The organism is Vibrio sp. 10N.247.311.14, from assembly GCF_041467715.1.
GTDB classification, from domain to species: Bacteria; Pseudomonadota; Gammaproteobacteria; order Enterobacterales; family Vibrionaceae; genus Vibrio; species Vibrio crassostreae_C.
This window is the reverse complement of the sequence record NZ_JBFSVE010000054.1, coordinates 19,785-37,841: the sequence shown is the minus strand read 5'-3', so window position 1 is coordinate 37,841 and position 18,057 is coordinate 19,785. Positions and strand designations below refer to the sequence as shown.

The window sequence follows — 18,057 nt, the reverse complement described above, 5'->3', positions numbered from 1 at the left end:
GAGCCCGTAGAGGACTTTCACCTCCTAGATCAACGCCATGCTCGGCGCACAAACATGGAGGCATTTTCCTACAATGCCTCCTTTTTTTAATATTCCCCTTGTGTTCTTGGCGCTCAACCTTTAGATATATACAGTTAACAAATAATTACGTATAACGATCAAAAGGAACCCGTCATGGCACATACACCTCAAGCCAAGTATCGTAAAGATTATCAATCACCATCTCACACTATTTCTGAAATCGATCTTACTTTCGATTTGTACGATTCAGCATCCATCGTTACGGCGGTGTCTAGTGTTAAGCAAGAGAAAGATAGCTCGACCTTAGTACTTGATGGTGAAGGCTTGAAGCTGGTTTCTGTTTTGGTTGAAGGTAAAGAGTGGACTCAGTATGAGCAGTCTGAAACTCAACTGACACTGAATGATTTACCAAAAGAATTCACATTAACGATCGTGACTGAAGTCGATCCTGAAGGGAACAGTGCACTTGAAGGCCTGTACAAATCGGGTGGTGCTTTCTGTACTCAATGTGAAGCGGAAGGTTTCCGTCGTATCACTTACTACATGGACCGCCCAGATGTGTTGGCAAAATTCACCACAACGGTTATCGCCGACAAAGCAGAAAACCCATTCTTATTGAGCAATGGTAACTGTGTTGATGAAGGTGAAGCTGAAAATGGCCGTCACTGGGTGAAGTGGCAAGACCCACATCCAAAACCAGCATACCTATTTGCTTTAGTTGCGGGTGACTTTGATGTACTTCGTGATGCTTATACTACGCAATCGGGTCGTAAAGTTGACCTAGAAATCTTTGTGGACAAAGGTAACCTAGACAGAGCTAACCACGCGATGGTTTCTTTGATTAACTCAATGAAGTGGGATGAAGAGCGTTTCAACTTAGAGTACGACTTAGACATCTACATGATCGTCGCCGTTGATTTCTTCAACATGGGTGCGATGGAAAACAAAGGCCTGAACGTATTCAACTCTAAGTTTGTTCTCGCGAATGACCAAACGGCTACGGATACCGATTACCTGGGTATCGAAGCGGTAATCGGTCACGAATATTTCCATAACTGGACCGGAAACCGAGTGACTTGTCGCGACTGGTTCCAACTAAGCTTGAAAGAAGGTTTAACCGTATTCCGCGACCAAGAGTTCTCATCTGATCTTGGTTCTCGCGCGGTAAACCGAATCAACAATGTTCGTATTATTCGCGGTCCACAGTTCGCTGAAGATGCAAGTCCAATGTCTCACCCAATTCGTCCAGAAAAAGTGATAGAAATGAATAACTTCTACACATTGACTGTGTACGAAAAGGGCAGTGAAGTGATCCGAATGATCCACACATTGTTGGGTGAAGACGGTTTCCAAAAAGGAATGAAGCTTTACTTTGAACGTCATGATGGCACGGCTGCAACATGTGAAGACTTCGTCGCGGCAATGGAAGATGCGTCGGGCGTTGATCTGTCTCAGTTCCGCCTATGGTACAGCCAGTCTGGCACGCCGACGCTGTCTGTTGAAAGTAAGTACGACGCAGAGAAGAAGCAGTACACGTTAACAACTCGCCAAGTAACAGCGCCAACTCATGAGCAAACGGAAAAGCAGGCTCTGCATATTCCTCTGGATATCGAGTTATACACGGCTACGGGTGAAGTTGTTGAGTTACAATGTAACGGAAAGCCAGTTCATAACGTATTAGATGTGAAAGAAGCAGAGCAAACGTTCGTGTTTGAGAACGTTTCTGAGCAACCGATCCCATCATTACTTCGTGAATTTTCTGCGCCAGTGAAACTGGAGTACAACTATTCAGATGAAGAGCTGATCTTCCTAATGGTAAATGCACGTAATGAATTCTCTCGTTGGGATGCGGGTCAAATGCTATTAGCGAAGTACATTCGCAGCAACGTTGAGAAGGTTCAACAGGGACAAGCGTTTGAGCTTTCTGATTCTGTTGTTGATGCATTCCGTGGCGTACTGCTGAGTGATTCACTAGAGCCTGCGTTTATTGCAGAAATGCTTTCTCTACCAAGCCACAACGAAGTATCAGGTTGGTATGAGCGTGTTGATATTGATGCGGTCGCATCGGTTCTTAACTCAATGAAAGTAACACTAGCTGCAGAACTTGAAGACGAGTTAGCGGCGGTTTATCACAGCAACGCACTAACGGAATACACGATCGATCACGATTCGATTGGTAAGCGTACTCTACGTAAAGTTTGCCTAAGTTACTTAGCTCATACAGAGCAGGGTAATGACTTGGTTGTTGCGATGTACCAGCAAGCAAACAACATGACAGACACCATGGCAGCAATGGGCGCGGCAAATAGCGCACAACTACCATGTCGTGAAACCTTGATGGCGGATTACAGTGACAAGTGGAAACACGATGGTCTTGTTATGGATAAGTGGTTTGCATTGCAAGGTACAAACCCAAGTTCAAACGCACTTGAAGTGATCAAAGCGTCGATGTCGCACCAAGCGTTCAGTTTGAAGAACCCGAATCGTACCCGTAACTTGGTCGGTTCATTCTTAAACATGAACCCGGTTCAATTCCACGACAAGTCTGGTCAAGGCTATGCATTTGCTGGCGAGATCTTACGTGAACTGAACAGCAGCAACCCGCAAGTGGCTTCACGTTTGATTGACCCGCTACTTAAGTTCCGTAAGTTTGATGATGAGCGCCAAGCTCTGATCAAAAAAGAACTAGAGACGTTAAAGAACATGGACAACCTAGCAAAAGACTTGTTTGAGAAAGTGACGAAAGCACTAGAAGCTTAAGTTAAACGCTCAATAAGATAAGCTGTTTGCTATAACGAAAGGTCATCAGTGGTAGAGAATATCTACCACTGATTTTTTGTTTCTGGTTCATCGAATTTTCGATAAGCTAGAGAGGTTTTCAAGCTCAGTTTCACAGTCAGACATCGTTAAGTGCCCAAAAATACCGGCACTGTATATTTATACAGGTATCGTATGAATCACTATATTTTCCAACTTAACATCTCATATCAGCAGTTTTTGGCCAGCTATTCTGGTGCGGCAAGTAAAGTTCAAGTGATAACAACAACAGGTTTACGCTTACAGTTACCTGCAACTCGGTTCAGACCATTTCTTACACAAATAGGGGTTAGAGGGCAGTTTAGGCTGACAACTGACCAAAAAAATAAGTTTATTAAGTTAGAAGCTCTGTAAACCTTGGCATGCCTAGTGAGTTAAAAGGAATCTTAATCACATAATCAAACATTTCACCTCTTACCACCTCCAAAACAATTAACTATTTCTCAATAATGCTTTTACAATAAATGAATGCATTACCTTTGCTTAACTCGTTAGTAGAAAAGCGCTCAACGGCACGTTTCAAACACCAGATTAAGTGATCCCCCTAATAATAAAATATAATTCTAATTGTGGAGTGTGACTATGACCGCACGTGAAACTGTGGTTCCAGTTTTACTTGAAAAAGTTTACAAGCTGATTCAAGACAAACTTGACCTTGCTCATCGACCTCTCGTAACTCAACTTGCTCAACACTTGTTTAGTAACGTTTCTCACGACGATCTAACTCAGAGAAACGAATCCGATTTATATGGTGCTGTAGTTAGCTTATGGCATCACATCAATGAAAAGAAAGCCGACGAAATCTCTGTACGCGTATTCAACCCGACGGTAAGTCGTCAAGGTTGGCAGTCTACTCATACTATCGTTGAGATAGTCGTTCCAGACAGTCCATTCCTTGTTGATTCCGTAAAAATGGCATTGACTCGCCTAGACCGTTCTTCTCACCTTATGCTTCATAACCCAACACAAATCTCTCGCTCAGATAAGGGCAGTGTTGTCGGTGTAAGCAATAACGAAGGTGCATTCCAATCGCTTTTCCATATCGAAGTTGACCGTCTGAGTAGTAAAGCTGAAATGACAGCACTTAAAACGGAGTTGCTGGATATCTTTACCGACACTAGCTTAGTCGTGAACGATTGGTTGAAGATGGTTGAAAGACTTGAAGAAGTGACCAATCAAGTTGAACAGCAAAAAGAGAGCATTCCAGTAGACGGCCAGCGCTTTGATGAAACGTTGGCGTTTCTTCGTTGGTTAGGCCAACACAACTTTACATTCATGGGTTATAAGGAATATGACCTAGTTTCAGTTAACGGCGACACTGAACTGCAACCGACCAAGGAGCAAGGTCTTGGTTTGTTTGCGAACTCAGATCGTGTACGTAACGTTAAGCTATCTGAGTTTTCTGATTCGGCACGTCTTGAAGCGAAAAAGCCTTATGTGCTTATCGTAACCAAGGGCAACACGGCTTCACGCATTCACCGCCCAGCTTACAACGATTACATTGGTATTAAGAAGTTCGATAAGAACGGTAAGGTCATTGGTGAGCACCGCTTTACTGGTCTTTACACATCTGCCGTTTATAACCAAACCGTTGAAACGATTCCTCTTGTTCGCGAGAAAGTAGAACGTATTTTGGATGCGAGTGGTTACCGTGAAGGTTCATACTCTTACAAAGCGCTGCACAACATTCTTGAAAACTACCCACGTGATGAACTGCTGCAAGCTCGAGAAGAAGAGCTACTAGAAGTCGGTACGGGCGTAGTACAAATGCAAGATCGCGATCTCCTGCGTTTGTTTGTTCGCAAAGACCCGTTTGGTCGTTTCTTTAGCTGCATGGTTTACGTAACAAAAGATCGTTACAACACTGAGCTTCGTCGCCAAACACAGCGCATCTTGAAACAGTACTTTGGTTGTGAAGAAGAGGTTGAATTTACAACGTACTTCTCTGAAAGCCCGCTAGCAAGAACGCACTATATTGTTCGTGTTGATAACAACAACATGGATGTGGACGTGAAAACAATTGAGCAAAATTTAATGGAAGTATCGTCTACGTGGGATGACCGTCTGTCTGAATCTATCATTGCAAACTTCGGTGAAAGCAAAGGTCTTCCATTGTCGAAAGAGTACATGCGTGCATTCCCACGTTCGTACAAAGAAGACATGATGCCAGGTTCTGCTGTTGCGGATATTGAACGTTTAGAAGCGCTAAGTGAAGACAACAAACTGGGTATGCTTTTCTACCGTCCTCAAGAAGAAGCGGCAGATTCAAAAGCCGTTCGTTTGAAGTTGTTCTACCACAGCGATGAGCCAATTCACCTTTCTGATGTTATGCCAATGCTTGAAAACTTTGGCCTACGCGTTATCGGTGAATCTCCATATGAAGTGCGTAAAACCAACGGTGTGACCTATTGGATCCTTGATTTCTCGATGTTGCACAAGAGCGATAAGACCATTGATCTTCGTGAAGCTCGCGATCTTTTCCAACAAGCCTTTGCGGCAATCTGGGCGGGTGAGTTAGACAGCGATGGTTTCAACCGCTTAGTACTTGGCGCTGGTCTTTCTGGCCGTGAAATCTCAATCTTACGTGCTTATGCTCGTTACATGCGTCAAGTTGGTTTTCCATTCAGCCAACAATATATTGAAGACACATTGTCTCATTACCCAGAATTAGCGAAAGGGCTAGTGAGCCTATTCGGCAAGCGTTTTGACCCGAAACTGAAGGGCAGCGTAAAAGGCCAACAAGATCTTATTAAGAAGATCACTGAACAGTTGGATCATGTAGAAAGCTTGGATGATGATCGTATCATTCGTCGCTACATGGAAATGATCACTGCAACGCTTCGTACTAACTACTACCAAGTAGACGAGAATAAGCAGTCTAAACCTTGGTTGGCTCTGAAAATGAGACCAAGCGAGATTCCAGATATCCCTGCGCCGGTTCCTGCGTTTGAGATCTTCGTTTACGCACCAGACATTGAAGGTGTGCATTTACGTGGCGGTAAAGTAGCACGCGGTGGTTTACGTTGGTCAGACCGTCAAGAGGACTTCCGTACTGAGATTCTAGGCCTAGTTAAAGCGCAACAAGTTAAGAACACGGTTATCGTACCGGTTGGTGCTAAAGGTGGTTTTGTTTGTAAGCGTCAACACACTATGTCTGGCCGAGATGAGATCTTTGCTGAAGGTCAACGTTGTTACAAGCGCTTCATCCGTGCCTTACTAGACGTATCAGACAACATCATTGAAGGTGAGGTTATCCCACCTAAGAGTGTTGTTCGTCACGATGAAGATGACCCGTACTTGGTTGTAGCTGCCGATAAAGGTACCGCGACATTCTCAGATCTAGCGAACTCGGTAGCTGAAGAGTACAACTTCTGGTTAGGTGACGCGTTTGCCTCTGGTGGTTCTAACGGTTACGACCATAAAGCTATGGGTATCACGGCGAAAGGTGGTTGGGAATCTGTTAAACGTCACTTCCGTGAAATGGGCATCAACTGTCAAAGCACAGACTTCACTGCAATTGGTGTCGGTGATATGGCGGGCGACGTATTCGGTAACGGTATGCTGCTATCTAAGCATATTCGCTTACAAGCTGCGTTTAACCACATGCATATCTTCATTGACCCGAATCCAGAATCAGCATCAAGCTGGGTAGAGCGTGACCGTCTGTTTAATCTGCCTCGTTCAAGTTGGGAAGATTACAATAAAGACCTGATTTCTCAAGGTGGTGGCATCTTCTCTCGCCGAGCGAAGTCTATCTCTTTGACACCTGAAATTCAGAAAATGCTGGGTACCAAGAAAGCATCAATGGCACCAAACGACTTGATCAAAGCGATCTTGTCTATGAAAGTTGATCTACTTTGGAACGGCGGTATTGGTACTTACGTTAAGTCTTCTAGTGAGACTCATACCGATGTGGGTGACCGTGCAAATGACGTGCTACGTATCGATGGCCGTGACCTGAAAGCTAAGGTTGTTGGTGAAGGCGGTAACTTGGGTATGACTCAATTGGGTCGTATTGAATACGCTCTAACGGGCGGTCGAGTTAATACTGACTTTGTCGATAACGTTGGTGGTGTAGATTGCTCGGATAACGAAGTTAACATTAAGATCTTCTTGAATGGCTTGGTGTCTAATGGTGATCTTACCGTTAAGCAACGTAACCAAGTTCTTGAATCTATGGAAGATGAAGTAGGTGAAATCGTACTAGACGACGCTTACTGCCAAGCTGAGTCTATCTCTGTTACTGAGCATCAAGGTGTAGGCTTAGTGAAAGAGCAAATCCGCTTTATCCACACAATGGAAAAAGCCGGGTACTTAGACCGTGGTTTGGAATACATCCCAGATGACGAAACGCTGCTAGAACGTGAGAAGCAGGGCCAAGCACTAACAAGACCAGAGCTATCAGTATTGATCGCTTACGGTAAAATGGTTCTAAAAGAAGATCTTGTGAGTGATGACATTGCGAATGATGAGTTCCATGCTCAACAACTGATGCAATACTTCCCAACAGAGTTACGCCGTAACTACTCTCAGCACATGGATAACCATCCACTTCGTGCAGAGATCATTGCGACTGCGCTTGCTAACCAAATGGTTAACGAGATGGGCTGTAACTTCGTGACTCGCTTGCAAGAAGAGACGGGCGCGAACATTGTTGATATTGCGAATGCTTACGCGGCATCACGTGAAATCTACGGCCTGGGTAAGGTATTGAAGAGCATCCGTGAACTGGACAACATCTCAAGTTCTGAAGCTCAATACGAATTGCTTTACCATGTACGTCGTACGCTTCGTCGTCTAGCACGCTGGTTGCTAAGAAACCGTACCGGTAAACAGTCAGTGAATGCATTGATTGAGCTTTACCAAGGTGATGTCGTCGCAATTACTGAGAAGCTGGATGAAAACCTAGTGGCTTCAGAAGTAGAAGAGCATCAAGCAATGGCTCAAGTATGGATTGACCAAGGTGTAAACGCTGAGCTGGCTAATTCAGTGGCTCGTTTGTCTAGCCTGTACTCAGCACTGGATATATCTACAGTGGCTCGTGAAACAGGTAAAACAGTACAGCAAGCGTCTAAGCTTTACTTCAACCTAGGCGACCGTTTGTCACTGCACTGGTTCTTGAAGCAAATCAATGGCCAAGCTATAGACAACAACTGGCAAGCACTGGCGCGTGCAGCATTCAGAGAAGATCTGGATTGGCAGCAACGCCAGTTAACTGGTCAAGTACTTAACTGTGGTTGTGCTTCAGATATCGATGTGATTAAAGCGCTTGATGACTGGATGGAAAGTAACTCTGTTTCTCTACATCGTTGGGAAAGCATCCTAAACGAATTCAAAGTAGGTTCTGTTCATGAGTTTGCTAAGTTCTCAGTAGCACTGCGTGAATTGATGCTGTTGAATCTAAACTGCATGTCAAAAGACTAGTTACTAGATAAGACGAAAAAGTATAAGGGCAGGCCACAAGGTCTGCCTTTTTCGTTTCGGTAAAGTGGAAACAATAGGCCTAACGACTTTTGAAGAACAAACTTCGACGCAAACGTTGTTTGTTGTTAAGTGACCTGATGGCTGTACTAAGGTTGAGATTAGAAATGGCTTAATAACTTGAAGAAACGATAACGTTTGCTTAATAATGAACCTCATTCGTTAGCAAACTTGATTATCTTACCCTTACAGACAGTAATAGATTGAATAGTTGGGTAAATAAGTAAATAATAGCGCCCCGTTTACACGGGGCTTTTTTCTATCGGAGGCACAATGCTTTACCGTCTAGCCAGAACTGGCTTTTTCCAACTTGATGCCGAAAAGGCACATGATCTTGCAATTCAAAATTTCAAGCGCTTCACAGGCACACCTATTGATCTTTTGTATCGCCAACAATTACCTCACCGGCCTGTGGAGTGCATGGGTCTTACTTTTAAAAACCCAGTTGGCCTTGCTGCTGGCCTAGATAAAAACGGCGAATGTATTGATGCATTTGGCGCAATGGGTTTTGGTTTCGTAGAAGTAGGAACAGTGACTCCACGTCCGCAAGCGGGTAACGACAAACCTCGTTTATTCCGTCTTGTTGAAGCTGAAGGTATCATCAACCGCATGGGTTTTAACAACCTAGGCGTCGACAACCTTGTTGAGAATGTTAAGAAGTCGAACTACGATGGCATCTTAGGCATTAACATTGGTAAGAATAAAGACACACCAATTGAAAAGGGCGCTGAAGATTACTTGATCTGTATGGAGAAGGTATATCAATACGCTGGTTACATTGCTGTGAACATCTCTTCACCAAACACTCCAGGACTTCGTTCTCTACAATACGGCGAAGCTCTAGACGATCTATTGTCTGAACTTAAAACGAAACAATCTGAACTGGAAGAGAAGCATGGTAAATATGTTCCTCTTGCTCTTAAGATTGCTCCGGATCTAAGTGATGACGAAATCAGCCAGATTTGCGAATCATTGATCAAAAATAAGATCGATGGTGTGATCGCAACTAACACGACATTGGATCGCAGTATCGTTGAAGGCATGAAGCATTGCGATGAAGCGGGTGGCCTAAGCGGGCGTCCAGTTCAATCTCGCAGTACTGAAGTAGTTCGTAAACTTCACGAAGAGCTGGGTGACAAACTGCCGATCATTGGAGTAGGTGGTGTTGACTCGTATGTTGCTGCAAAAGAGAAAATGATGGCGGGCGCGAAGCTTGTACAGGTTTACTCTGGTTTCATCTACAAAGGCCCAGGCCTAGTTGGCGACATCGTTAAAAATCTATAAGCTGAAAATTGCTTTTATTTTTGAAAAGCGACAATCTGGCATCGTCTTACTAAAAGAGACACTGTAACTCACTGAGTTGTAGAGAAAAGCGATAAGAAAGAGGAATTCATTTCCTCTTTTTTTTTGCCTATTGCTCAGTAAAATTACTGTAATTGAAGGTAATTTTGCGTTTTACCTAATGGAATGGTTCAACAGTGTGAGACGAAATGATGCTTAAACCTAGCGATACATGGAGTTGGTATTACGATGAGCAGCAATGTTCATTAATGCTAAACCTCGGAGAGGATATGATTTTCAAAACGAATCTGGTCCGCAATAAGCTGGTGGACTGCGCGTTTCGAGATAATGAATTCACCGTTGATGACGCATCTTCATACCAAACCTTCAAAGAACAAATTTCTGGCTTAGAACTGTCTGAGCCTCGTCAAGCTGAATTAGCACTCTATTGTGTGGCAGCAAAGCGTTTCCATAAGCCTGTACAGCCTAAGAGTTGGTTCTTCGACTCACAAGGTACTGGCCATGAATATCCTCAAGAAGGGGATATTGTACAAATGAATAACGAGCATAGCTTAGGGTATTTCATTGTATTAGAAGTGGGAGAGTGTGCGAGCCTATGTGCATTTGTTGACCTAGAAGAGTTCCTGTTAACGCCTTCAAAAGGACTGCGATTTGGAGACTCAATCAAGGTGATGCACGATAGAATGGTAGACGCGAACGCTATCCTTCATCAGACACACATAGCGATGGTAGGTTAACCTCTAATCTAGCACATCATTTCAACCACGCATCGCAGCACACAAACGTATAAACCTTCCTCAGAATCGGCTCATTAGCCGATTTTTTTGTGCCTAAAAAACCTCATCCTGATAAATACATCACGGCTTAACCATTTAAATAGTGAACTTACGACTATTTTTTCACCTTAATTTCTGCCCGTTTTCATCGCCAGAAGAGTAAATCTACCGTCTTTATTCCCTGTTTTTGGTCTTTTGTAGCTAAATTTCATCCATAAATCTACCTTGGTATATACCAGTTTTGAGGTGAATATAAATTCACATTGCTGCTTTGGTTAATAAGTGGTCAGAAATGAAGTTGGTTTGATAGGTCTTATGTTCTAAGGGGATGTGGGTAAGCGATCGCTTCAAGACTGTGCATTTGCTAGCCAGTTAGTCGAAAGATTCAATGAAAAGACGTGTTTAGTGTGATGCTCTAGTTACAAATTCAGGTATAATCGAACTCATTTTTATCAATAAAAGAACACTATGAATCAATATCTAGCGGTTACCTCAAACGGCCTTGAGAATTTATTAGTTGAAGAACTAACCCAACTAGGGATTACAAACGCAAAACCTGTTCAAGCAGGTGTTAAATTCAAAGCGACCAATGAGCAAATTTATCGTTGTTGTTTGTGGAGCCGTTTGGCTTCTCGATTTGTACGTGTCCTTTCTGAATTCACTTGTATGGACGACATGGATTTGTACCTATCAACCACTGCGGTTAACTGGGTAAATCAATTCCATAGCTCTAAGCGTTTTGTTGTTGACTTCAATGGTACGAACAACGAAATCCGTAATAGCCAATACGGTGCGATGAAAGTAAAAGATGCCGTTGTTGATTGCTTTGAGAAGAAGTCTTTACCTCGTCCTTCTATTAGCAAAGAGAACCCAGACATTCGTATCCACGTTCGTTTACACCGTGATAAAGCGATTCTTGGTGTTGATATGGTAGGTAGCGGTCTTCACCAACGTGGTTACCGTCCTGAATCAGGTCGAGCACCACTACGTGAAACTCTTGCTGCCGCGATTCTTCTTCGTAGTGGTTGGGACGCAACTAAGCCTTTCCTAGATCCAATGTGTGGTTCAGGTACGTTAGTGATTGAAGCGGCGATGATGGCTGCAAACCTAGCACCGGGTGTTAAACGTCAGAAGTGGTGTTTTGAATCACTAGAAGATTTCGAGCCTGAGCTTTGGGCTGAAGTTAAAGCAGAAGCGAACGTCCAAGGCCGTCGTGGCGTTAAGAAAGTAGAATGTAAGTTCTATGGTTACGACAACGATGAGCGCATGATCAAAACAGCGCGCGATAATGCTCGCCGTGCTGGTGTAGAAGATTTGATTGAATTCGAAGTAGGTGATGCAGCAAAACTTAAACGCCCTACGGAATTTACGGATGGTGTGATTGTGTCTAACCCACCTTATGGTGAGCGTTTAGGGACAGAGCCTGGTCTTATTGCACTTTACACCGCATTCGGTGCACAGCTTAAAGCTGAATTTGGTGGCTGTAACGCATCTATCTTCTCTAGCTCAGACGAGCTACTAAGCTGCTTACGCATGCGTGCAGATAAACAGTTCAAGTTGAACAACGGTGCGTTACCGTGTCACCAAAAGAACTACTCAATTTCAGATCGTCCGATGTCAGAGCGTCCATCAGGCGAGCAAGAACAATTGATTGCACCTGATTTCGCGAACCGTCTTAAAAAGAACATCGGTAAAATTGGCAAGTGGGCTAAGAAAGAGCAATTAGATTGCTACCGTATCTACGACGCTGACCTACCAGAATACAATGTAGCGATTGATGTATACCCAGGTCACCTTGTGATTCAAGAATACGCAGCGCCTAAAGATGTACCGGAAGAGAAGGCAAAACGTCGCTTAACCGATATCATCCGTGCTTCTATTCAAGTAACAGGCGTAGAAGCAAACAACGTTGTGCTTAAAGTTCGTCAGAAACAGAGAGGCCGTTCTCAATACCAGAAATTGGCTCAAGACTCATCGAACTTAGAAGTGAACGAGTATGGCGTTAAGCTGATTGTTAATCTTCATGATTACCTAGATACCGGGTTGTTCCTAGATCATAAGATCACTCGTCGTCGTATCGGTGAGATGGCCGCAGGTAAGGATTTCCTAAACTTGTTTGCTTATACAGGAAGTGCATCTGTTCATGCTGCTGTGGGTGGTGCTCGTTCTACAACTACTGTTGATATGTCTAATACCTACCTAGAGTGGGCGAAAGAGAACATGGAGCTTAACGGTCGTGTTGGTCGTCAACATCAGTTTGTTCAAGCTGACTGTCTACAATGGCTAGCTAAAGAGCAGGGTTCTTATGATCTGATCTTTATCGATCCACCTACGTTCTCTAACTCAAAGCGTATGGATCAATCTTTCGATGTTCAACGTGATCACATTCAGCTGATGGAAAACCTTAAACGTCTTCTTCGTGAAGAAGGCACGATTGTGTTCTCTAACAACAAGCGTCACTTCAAAATGGACTTGGAAGCTCTAGATGAGTTAGGTCTTAAGGCTCAGAATATCTCAGCGAAGACACTTCCATTGGACTTCTCTCGCAATAAGCACATTCATAACTGCTGGTTGATTACACATAAGTAGTTAAGAGATCGTATAAGGATATATAGTGCTGACTCTCTACAGTACAGAAGGGTGCCATCTATGTGAGATGGCATTCCAACTCACGGAACAGTTAAACATTAGCCATCACGTCAACGTTGTTGACATTGCATTTGATGATGAGCTCTTTTCCCGTTACGGGGTCACTATTCCGGTGCTCAAATTTGAAAGCTCTGACCTTTCTCAAAGCTCAGAGCTTAACTGGCCATTTGGCTTGTTAGAACTTAATGATTGGTTAAAGAAGAATGGCATTACTTACAATTCATAATGGGCAATTAGCGTTTGGTGATCACCCATTATTAGATCGTGCGGACTTCGTGCTGCAAGAAAACGAACGTGTATGTTTAGTAGGGCGCAATGGCGCTGGTAAGTCGACATTGATGAAAATCCTATCTGGAAACATCATCATGGACGACGGTAAGATGCAAATCACGCAAGATGTGGTTGTGTCTCGTCTAGAACAAGATCCACCGCGTAATGAACAAGGTACAGTTTATGACTATGTTGCTGGTGGCCTTGCTGAAATCGGCGAACAGCTGAAGATCTATCATGATCTTCTGGATCTCATCGCGACAGACCCAAGTGAAAAGAATCTAAACCGCCTTACTCGCGTTCAAGAACAACTGGATCATGCTAATGCATGGCGTTTTGAAGATCGTGTAAGTAACGTATTGGCAGCACTTAAGCTGACTGCTGAAACCAAACTGACAGATTTGTCTGGTGGTTGGCAACGTAAAGCGGCACTTGCTCGTGCGCTTGTATGTGACCCTGACGTGCTTCTACTCGACGAACCGACTAACCACTTGGATGTTGCAACCATTGAATGGTTAGAGGGCTTCCTGAAAGACTTCCGCGGTTCAATCATCTTTATCTCGCATGACCGTGCGTTCATTAAATCGATGGCAACACGTATTGTCGATCTTGATCGCGGTAAATTGAGCTCTTTCCCGGGCGATTACGAAAATTACCTTGTTGAGAAAGAAGAGGCGCTTCGTGTTGAAGAAATGCAAAACGCTGAATTCGATAAGAAGCTTGCTCAAGAGGAAGTTTGGATTCGTCAGGGCATCAAAGCTCGTCGTACTCGTAACGAAGGCCGTGTTCGTGCGCTTAAGAAGCTACGTGAAGAACGTTTGAACCGTCGTGAAGTGCAGGGCAAAGCGATTATCCAAATCGACGATGGCCAGCGTTCAGGCAAGATTGTATTTGAAGCTGAGAATCTTAACTTTGGCTTTGAAGGCAAAGAAATTGTTAAGGACTTCAGCTTCAACATCATGCGTGGCGATCGTATCGCTCTGATTGGTCCTAACGGTTGTGGTAAGAGTACGGTACTTAAGCTGCTTCTTGACCAGCTTAAGCCTGATTCAGGTCGTTTGCATTGTGGCACTAAGCTTGAAGTCGCTTACTTTGACCAATACCGCGAAATTCTAGACCCTGAGAAGTCTGTAATTGATAACCTCGCGGATGGTAAGCAAGAAGTGACCGTAGGTGGCCGTGAGCGTCATGCTCTAAGCTACTTACAAGATTTCTTATTCTCTCCAAAACGTGCTCGCACTCCTGTTAAAGCACTATCTGGTGGTGAGAAAAACCGTCTGTTATTGGCGCGTATTTTCCTTAAGTCGAACAACTTGTTGATTCTCGATGAGCCAACCAACGATCTAGATATCGAAACTTTGGAACTTTTAGAAGATTTGCTTGCCAACTATCAGGGTACGCTGCTTTTAGTGAGTCACGATCGTCAGTTTGTTGATAACACAGTGATGACAAGTTGGATCTTTGAGGGTAATGGCGTTATTGAAGAATTTGTTGGTGGTTACCACGATGCTCAGCAGCAAAGAAAGCAAGCATTAGAGTACCGACAGGTTGAAAAGCCATCAAAGCCAGCGAAAGTAGTTGAGGAAACTCCCAAAACTGCACCAGTTAAAGCTAAACCTAAGAAGTTATCGTATAAGCTACAACGAGAGCTAGAAGCGTTACCACAACGTTTAGAAGAATTGGAAACACAAATTGAAGCTCTTCAGGAAGAAGTTAATGATCCAAGCTTCTTTTCGAAATCTGTAGAGCAGACACAGCCAGTTTTAGATAAGCTAACTGCGACAGAGCAGGAGCTTGAAGTTGCATTTGAGCGCTGGGAAGAGCTCGAGGCACTACAACAGGAAAGTTAAGAAGTAATAATGACTTGTACTAAATTTAAATTAACTACAGTTGCAGCATTAGTTTTAGCTGCAACTAATGCCAATGCTGCGCTTTACAAGGTCGTTGAAGTCACTCCTTCAATTACAGGTGCCTCTGAAATCTATGGTGTGGCGATTCAACCTGGTGTTGCGACAGACGGAACGAATGAGCTTGCGTTAGGTTGCTTCGATTCAGCTGCAACCAACTGTACCGATAGTGCATTTAAACTTGCTGGTGAGACTCGCGATACGCTTGAAGCGGTAAGTTATCGTGAAGAAGTACCATTCGCAATGGATGCACCATTTCAGTACATTCAAGAGCGTGATGATTTCGAAAACTATTGTTATCGAGAGCTGAGATATTCTACATGTGAAAGTTGGGCTGAAAACCGTTGGAATGACACTTGGAGTAAGGAAAGAAATGACCTTACTCACGTAAATGCGAAAGCGTTTGTTGAAGGTGGGGATACTTTTGAAACTCGCAATACGGTAATCAATTCTTTAGATGAGAATGCCCAACCTGTGGGGATCAAATCCAAAGATGATATTCGCAATAATGCATTGTTTACGACGACAGCGGCGCCAACTGGAGCTTCAGAAACTCGTGCTTGGAAAGCGATAACGGCAAGCAACGGTACCGTTTACAATGTAGGTAGTATCTCTGAAGAGTTTGATCCGACTGACACTTCTGAACCAGATAAGGCGTTTGCTTCTAAAGCGGCAATTTGGGGTGGCACAACAACAAAAGAAATTGATTGGGTCAGAAGTGGTAATGCCCAACAAGGCGATTATTTTGCTCAAGGCAGTATGCGTTCAATTGTTGAGTCGAGTTCGATCTTTTATGGTGTCGGTTACAACACTGTAGATGGGAATGGCGACCTTCAAGACATGAACGCAAGTGTTTTTGTTAGTGATTCATTAGACATTTCAGGCTCTTGGTCAACGAAAGTTATTAGCGGTGCAGAGGTTAAGTCTGGTTCATCTAACGATGATGCTAGATACAGTAACTCAGTAGCAACCGATATTAACGACAACTTGTTTGCAGTTGGATATTCAAAACGTAACGGTTATGTTCCTGAAAATGGTAGTGCCGGTAATAAGCCTTTTATTGTAACGGATGCTAAAAACCCAACAGCAACGTATTTGTCTGGCGGTATCTTCTTCAGTGGCTCAAGCGGTGAAGCTAAAGCGGTAAATAATTACAATGAACTTGTTGGCCAGATCGATGCGGAAACGACGCGTGAAGTCGATGGCAGCGAAAGAAGACACAGAGGCTTTATTTACCCTTACGATCTCCCGTCTTCAACTGATGAACGCCGTGTTGATATTTTTGGTGGTAAAGCATGGTGGTTAGATGACTTAACAAATGATGGTGATGCGTCTAGTCACAATAACCAATTTAGAATCATTGATGCGACGGATATCAATGATGCTGGCGTGATTTCAGCAACGGCTATCAAATGTACAGTCGACGGTAATGATAAGCCTTATGACACAACATCACACAACTCATACTGTGGTGGTGCCTCATCTAACGCAGTCGAAAAGGTTGTAGCTGTTAAGCTTATCCCAATCAAGGGAGCAAGGTATGACACTGGCTCTGACATTGATAGCGTAGTAACTCGTAGCACCGACACCGAGAAAGTTGAGCGCCAAGGTGGTAGCCTAGGTTGGTTAACTTTGACTGTGCTTGGTCTATTAGGGTTCCGCAGAAAATTTAAATAATTTTATCTCCTGAGCCCGAGTTCACAATTCTGAACTCGGGCTTTTTTTCGCCTTGAGAAAAGTGAAAATTTGACCGATTCTTAAAGTTGGAGTCACAAAAACTCCGTAAAGTTGTAATCATTGTATGTTAGTAAATGGAACACCCGTATGAGGACTGCACTATGAAGAGACAAAAGCGTGATCGACTAGAACGAGCACAATCTCAAGGCTACAAGGCTGGTTTAAATGGACGGTCGCAAGAAGCTTGCCCATATAGCCAAATGGATTCTCGGTCTTATTGGTTAGGTGGATGGCGTGACGCCAAAGATGACAAGCAATCAGGTCTCTATAAGTAGATAGGGCGTAAAGAATTCAAGGTCAGGGCTCCATTGTCTGTTGATTACGCCGGTTGGAGCCTTGTTAGTTTCAGAACAACACAAAGACTCCCAGAGCTATGTAGCATTCTAGTTTCGCTATCATAAGCGTATCGCTGGTGGATTTATCCTGTTTCAAGCTTAATACGGGATACTTTAATGCACTATAACTAAATTTGTTGGAACGAAAATAAAGCAGCCATGGGCTGCTTTACTAAAAATCTAACTATTAGATTAGAATGCTGACGTATCTTGGAAAAGGCCAACTTTCAAATCTTTAGCAACGTAGATCTCTTTACCATCAACAAGTACGCGACCATCCGCAAGGCCCATAACTAGACGACGGTTAACAACACGCTTCATGTGGATCTCGTAAGTTACTTTTTTCGCTGTAGGCAGAATTTGACCAGTGAATTTCACTTCGCCAACCCCTAGAGCACGACCTTTACCTTCGCCGCCAACCCAACCAAGGTAGAAACCAACCAGCTGCCACATTGCGTCAAGGCCTAGACAACCAGGCATTACAGGGTCACCTGGGAAGTGACAATCGAAGAACCATAGGTCAGGAGTAATATCCAGCTCAGCAAGAACTAAACCTTTACCGTAATCACCTTCAGTTTCAGACATCTTAGTGATGCGATCCATCATTAGCATGTTCGGTGCTGGTAGTTGAGGGCCTTGTGGCCATAGTTCGCCTTGGCTTGATGCTAGAAGCTCTTCGCGAGTGTAAGAATCACGTTTGTTTTGCATTATCAATTACTCCGATTTTTGATAGGTGCATATTAGTGAACAGGTGTACGCTAA

11 protein-coding genes are annotated in these 18,057 nt (G+C 43.7%); 10 read left to right on the top strand and 1 reads right to left on the bottom strand.

Features of this window, described 5'->3' with window-relative positions; all coding sequences use genetic code 11:
• Positions 1-174 precede the first annotated feature (174 nt).
• From pepN to rmf, 10 genes are all read left to right on the top strand, one after another.
• Positions 175-2,781, top strand: coding sequence for an aminopeptidase N (gene pepN, locus AB6F11_RS17740; protein ID WP_102393746.1), 2,607 nt, complete (start codon positions 175-177; stop codon positions 2,779-2,781).
• Positions 2,782-2,973: 192 nt separating this feature from the next.
• Positions 2,974-3,192 (top strand): DUF2835 domain-containing protein, encoded by a 219-nt coding sequence (locus tag AB6F11_RS17735; protein ID WP_086711486.1) that lies wholly within the window; start codon positions 2,974-2,976, stop codon positions 3,190-3,192.
• A 228-nt stretch (positions 3,193-3,420) separates the two neighbouring features.
• Entirely contained in the window at positions 3,421-8,262 is a 4,842-nt protein-coding gene (locus AB6F11_RS17730) for an NAD-glutamate dehydrogenase (protein WP_102393745.1), read from the top strand.
• Between the two features lie 330 nt (positions 8,263-8,592).
• The gene (gene pyrD / locus AB6F11_RS17725; protein WP_017059681.1) at positions 8,593-9,603 is read left to right on the top strand and encodes a quinone-dependent dihydroorotate dehydrogenase; all 1,011 of its coding nucleotides are present in this window, start codon (positions 8,593-8,595) and stop codon (positions 9,601-9,603) included.
• A 206-nt stretch (positions 9,604-9,809) separates the two neighbouring features.
• The gene (locus AB6F11_RS17720) at positions 9,810-10,358 is read left to right on the top strand and encodes a cell division protein ZapC (RefSeq protein ID WP_017063848.1); all 549 of its coding nucleotides are present in this window, start codon (positions 9,810-9,812) and stop codon (positions 10,356-10,358) included.
• Positions 10,359-10,865: 507 nt separating this feature from the next.
• A complete protein-coding gene (gene rlmKL, locus AB6F11_RS17715) occupies positions 10,866-12,986 on the top strand; it encodes a bifunctional 23S rRNA (guanine(2069)-N(7))-methyltransferase RlmK/23S rRNA (guanine(2445)-N(2))-methyltransferase RlmL (protein WP_102393744.1) in 2,121 nt (706 codons plus the stop codon).
• Positions 12,987-13,011: 25 nt separating this feature from the next.
• Entirely contained in the window at positions 13,012-13,272 is a 261-nt protein-coding gene (locus tag AB6F11_RS17710) for a glutaredoxin family protein (RefSeq protein ID WP_019823251.1), read from the top strand.
• Positions 13,250-15,166, top strand: a complete 1,917-nt coding sequence (locus AB6F11_RS17705; RefSeq protein ID WP_102393743.1) for an ABC transporter ATP-binding protein — start codon at positions 13,250-13,252, stop codon at positions 15,164-15,166. The genes AB6F11_RS17710 and AB6F11_RS17705 overlap by 23 nt, the downstream gene beginning before the upstream one ends.
• Positions 15,167-15,175: 9 nt before the next feature.
• Positions 15,176-16,900 carry a DUF3466 family protein gene (locus tag AB6F11_RS17700; RefSeq protein WP_102321154.1) on the top strand — a complete coding sequence of 575 codons (1,725 nt, stop codon included), beginning with the start codon at positions 15,176-15,178 and terminating at the stop codon, positions 16,898-16,900.
• A 161-nt stretch (positions 16,901-17,061) separates the two neighbouring features.
• Positions 17,062-17,235 carry a ribosome modulation factor gene (gene rmf / locus AB6F11_RS17695; RefSeq protein ID WP_017059676.1) on the top strand — a complete coding sequence of 58 codons (174 nt, stop codon included), beginning with the start codon at positions 17,062-17,064 and terminating at the stop codon, positions 17,233-17,235.
• A 252-nt stretch (positions 17,236-17,487) separates the two neighbouring features.
• On the opposite strand, the gene fabA is transcribed toward rmf, so the two are convergent.
• On the bottom strand, positions 17,488-18,003 hold the full coding sequence (fabA, locus tag AB6F11_RS17690; RefSeq protein ID WP_017059675.1) for a bifunctional 3-hydroxydecanoyl-ACP dehydratase/trans-2-decenoyl-ACP isomerase: 516 nt from the start codon (positions 18,001-18,003) through the stop codon (positions 17,488-17,490).
• Positions 18,004-18,057: the final 54 nt, after the last annotated feature.

Excerpts from the sequence above, each read along its gene's own strand:
- AB6F11_RS17720 (WP_017063848.1), top strand. The coding sequence starts at position 9,810 with ATGATGCTTAAACCTAGCGATACATGGAGTTGGTATTACGATGAGCAG.
- AB6F11_RS17705 (WP_102393743.1), top strand. The coding sequence starts at position 13,250 with ATGGCATTACTTACAATTCATAATGGGCAATTAGCGTTTGGTGATCAC.
- AB6F11_RS17730 (WP_102393745.1), top strand. The coding sequence starts at position 3,421 with ATGACCGCACGTGAAACTGTGGTTCCAGTTTTACTTGAAAAAGTTTAC.
- AB6F11_RS17735 (WP_086711486.1), top strand. The coding sequence starts at position 2,974 with ATGAATCACTATATTTTCCAACTTAACATCTCATATCAGCAGTTTTTG.
- rmf (WP_017059676.1), top strand. The coding sequence starts at position 17,062 with ATGAAGAGACAAAAGCGTGATCGACTAGAACGAGCACAATCTCAAGGC.
- rlmKL (WP_102393744.1), top strand. The coding sequence starts at position 10,866 with ATGAATCAATATCTAGCGGTTACCTCAAACGGCCTTGAGAATTTATTA.
- AB6F11_RS17700 (WP_102321154.1), top strand. The coding sequence starts at position 15,176 with ATGACTTGTACTAAATTTAAATTAACTACAGTTGCAGCATTAGTTTTA.
- pepN (WP_102393746.1), top strand. The coding sequence starts at position 175 with ATGGCACATACACCTCAAGCCAAGTATCGTAAAGATTATCAATCACCA.
- pyrD (WP_017059681.1), top strand. The coding sequence starts at position 8,593 with ATGCTTTACCGTCTAGCCAGAACTGGCTTTTTCCAACTTGATGCCGAA.
- fabA (WP_017059675.1), bottom strand. The coding sequence starts at position 18,003 with ATGCAAAACAAACGTGATTCTTACACTCGCGAAGAGCTTCTAGCATCA.